This window comes from Bradyrhizobium sp. 21 (genome assembly GCF_023073335.1).
GTDB lineage: Bacteria > Pseudomonadota > Alphaproteobacteria > Rhizobiales > Xanthobacteraceae > Bradyrhizobium.
In genome coordinates this window covers 1-3,619 of the sequence record NZ_JADPJG010000036.1, presented here as the reverse complement: position 1 = coordinate 3,619, position 3,619 = coordinate 1, and the positions used below count along the sequence as shown (strand labels likewise).

2 protein-coding genes are annotated in these 3,619 nt (G+C 55.3%); both read right to left on the bottom strand.

Annotated features, from left to right (window positions below; translation table 11 throughout):
- The coding region (locus IVB31_RS33090; protein ID WP_247332453.1) for a WD40 repeat domain-containing protein at positions 1–2,722 on the bottom strand (2,722 nt) is incomplete at its 3' end.
- Between the two features lie 404 nt (positions 2,723–3,126).
- The coding region (locus IVB31_RS33085; protein WP_247332449.1) for a hypothetical protein at positions 3,127–3,619 on the bottom strand (493 nt) is incomplete at its 5' end.

The window sequence follows — 3,619 nt, the reverse complement described above, 5'->3', positions numbered from 1 at the left end:
ACGCGTCGGGCACGGCGTAGGCTAAGTGCAAGCGGCTGTCGTAGTAGTCGTTCACGCCAACCGACACGATGTAGAGCTTCGGTTGCGTCACTGCCTTATCGCCATCCCACTTGACCGTTATCTGGACCGGCTCGGAGGCGATCAGGTTTTGGGCGTTATATACCAGCACCTCAATGCGATTGTCGCCGAGCTCCAGCTTAAGCCTCCGCGTCACGGTCTGCACATCCCCGGGCGCTCCGTTAGCCTTTCCAGCGCTGTTTTCAATCCGCTTTATGCCTCTGGCTCCAACATCGAACGTCATGCCGTTGACGTGCCACTCGACGTTGCCCACGCCGCCCCCTTGATCAGCGATCGTGGCTTGCACTTCGATTTCCTCAACGGCAGATGAGATCCCTGACACAGGAGAGGCGATTGTCACCTGCGGCGCAGCTCCGCTCGCCATGACCTTGTTGAGATCCAGCTGAGCTGCTGCCGCTTTCACCTTGCCATCAGGATCACCGGCAAGCTTCGCGCGAACCATGTCCGGCCGATATAGCACATTATAGACTTGATCGATGGAATAGACCTGAAGCCCTTTTACTATACTGATATTCCTAATGCCCTCAGCAGAGCCATCGAAAAATCCTTCGGGAGTTACGGCGGCCCAATTGCCGTCGTCGGCACCATATAGCGAAATCAAGGTATTTCCGGTCTTGGAATCCCAAATCCTTACGGCCCCTCCTCCCTCGCTCGCGCCAATTCTGTCATTGTCCGCCCAAAAGATCCCCCCGGTGTTAGTTAAGTGCCTCTTGATTTTTCGCACAACTTGGCGCGTGAGCCGATCAACAATGAAAATCGAAGTCTGGAAGCCGACGGCAAGAAATCGTCCCGATGGCGAGAATGCCAATGACCCTCCTCCCAGATCATGAACATCACCAAGATCGATGGCGACAGCTGGCTCGCTCAGGTTCACTAAACTGGCTATACCGACTACTCCGTTATCGGCCGCCAGGGCAATAAAGGTCCCGTCCCTAGAGAACGCGATGCCTTTGACGAATCGGTGCGTAGCGATGGTTGTAACAACGCGTCCCAGCTCATTTACGAGCTGCACATTGCCGGACCGGTCAGCAATTGCGAGCCAATGCCCATCAGGCGAATACATCAGCTGATCAACGTAATCGGACACGGTTACAAATTCAGAACTGCTCTTACGTTCAGCATTCCACATCCGGACTTTGTGATCATCTAGCGAATCTCTAAAGGCAACGGCCGGAGCCTTGGGGGATATAGCAAAAACGACGACATTGCTTTCGAAGCTGCCTAGAACTGCGCCCGATTGCAGATTGACCAAGTCGAAACCTACATTTTTCTTGCCGGACCTATTACTAACAACAACGAGTTTTGCATCCTTCGATTGAGCGCCTCGACCTAGGACAAACCCGCTTACAGGTACTTTCTGCGGCCGAGTTGCAAGATGTAGGTCCCAGAGAAGCCCACCAGAGTACACACTTCTGTCGGCCTCGAAGAAGCTGAGTTCAGAGAAAGCGGCCATAGAAAATGCGCCGATCCCACCCCATGACCGGCCGGAACTTGGATCTACAAACTGAACATGCCCCGCGGCAAGGCCAAGAATTCCATCCGCGACAACGGCTACCGTATCTAATCGATCTGAGTGAGCAACTACGCGTCCGACGGGTGCAACACCAAACATCCCTCTGGCGATTAGCTTAGTCCTCTGAATGAGCTTTCCCGTTTCAACATTCCAGAGATTGGCGAATCTTTCGTTCGTTTCCGGATCTAGAGTCTCCGTCAAGGCTTTATCTTCAAAAAGGCCTGCGATCGTTCCCGCCAGCTTCCTCGCTGGCCAACTGCTTTGCATTCTCCAGATCCTGGTTTCCCCGTCTTTCGACAACGCAAGATAGGAGTTTGAGCAGGAGATTGTCGGGACAGTGGACAGATCGATCTTGCCGATTTCGGTCGTCCGCAACAACCGGCCGTCCCGAGGACTAACGGCGTCGAGGCTGTGAGCGCGAACAAATATAACAGCTGGTTGGCCGTTAATGATTGAGAGGCAAGACGGAGTTTCTTTGTAGGAACGAAGAACTAAGCCGCTCTGCGTGTCCCAAACAAGCCCGCCGGAATCGTCCCCGTTCCACGTTACCAGGACGAGATGGCCGGTTGCCAAGACCATGGAGTTGCCGCTTGCGCAGCATTTAAAATCCTTGCCTCGCAAGAGTCGCGCCGTCGTGAGGTCCCACACTTCGGCTCTATCACTCCAGAGTGCCAGGACAGAGTGGCCATCCGGCATAAAATCCAGTACTCTGGCAGAGCCTTCAAACGCTGTATCAATGCTACCATCCAAAAGATTGAGGCTTTTAACCGGACGACTGCCAAACAGCAGCGTTTTCGAATCCGGGCTAAAAGCCATGGGCCAAGTGCCATTTTCTTCCAGGGTCCGCAGCAGACGACCAGACTTCACATCCCGAACTTCGCCGGGCCCGAAGACAGAGCCTTTGGCCAGGAGAAGTCCGTCCGGGGAAAACCGATATCCGGCATTCTGACTGTTTAAAGTATCCGATTGCGAATTCGGCACCACTTCTACGCTATCGGCCGAGTGAGCAGTGCCTGAAAGAGGGAGCCCGATCATCAAGACAACCAGTGGGATCACGGCATGGAGCATCCGAAACAAGATTCGTGAAAGGAGAACTCTCTCGAACACGGCGAGCCCCAAATTGCGGCACATGAGATCTACTTCCCTATCAGCTCAGTGCGTCCATTTCCCCGAGGAGGGGGACTGCCTATGGAAATCGGGATGGATTTAGAGGATGACGTTTAGGACCAGCTCACGCTGCGGACAGCAGCAATTGTATCCGACATTTCCAAGCCCGCCAGCAAAAATGCAAATTGAGCTGAACGGGACCCAGGTCGTCTAACCTGGTTGTCCAGCCCTGTCTCGAGGTCTGTTTGATTGTCCGCGGGTGCCGTCGCGATCCGATCGTATGGTGCCGAGGCCGCTGAAATCCGCGCACGAACGCCCACGAGATTGCCTCCGATTGCAAATTTTCCAGGACATCTTTCCAGAGACGCTCGCCTCAACCGGATCGGCCGACCAGCGACGTGTGTCCGGATCGGGACCGGAGCTAGGTGTCACCGCACCTGCGCCAGATGATCCGCCCTGACATATCCAATCAGCTTCCCGTCTTTCGCCACAAACGCCCAACCCTGCTCAACGCTCACCAAAACCAAAAGTGTTCCCGCCGGCAATCGACCGGTCGAGAGCGCATTATCTGCGGCGCGCTCATAGCTGTCTGCGGGCGCGATGACGACGTGAGTCGGCTTGGCGAGAATTGCGGGGGCGCCGGGACTGCCGGTTGTCGGCGACCCAATATTCAGCACCTCCATCCTGTTCGTCAGGGAAAAATTGTTGCCAACGATGCTGCGTTGAGGAATTTGGCGGAGCCTGAAGGCGTTGTAGGAAAGGTCAGGCACCCGCTCGTCGATGTAGTCGGCCAGCTCCGAAACCTCGATCAACCCATTGTTGTTGACGTCTGCACGCGCGAGCGCGTCGAGCAGGGCGTAGGTGAACACGCCATGGCCGTGGTAACCCTCAAGAGCCGGAGCATCATCCGTCGTTGCGGTG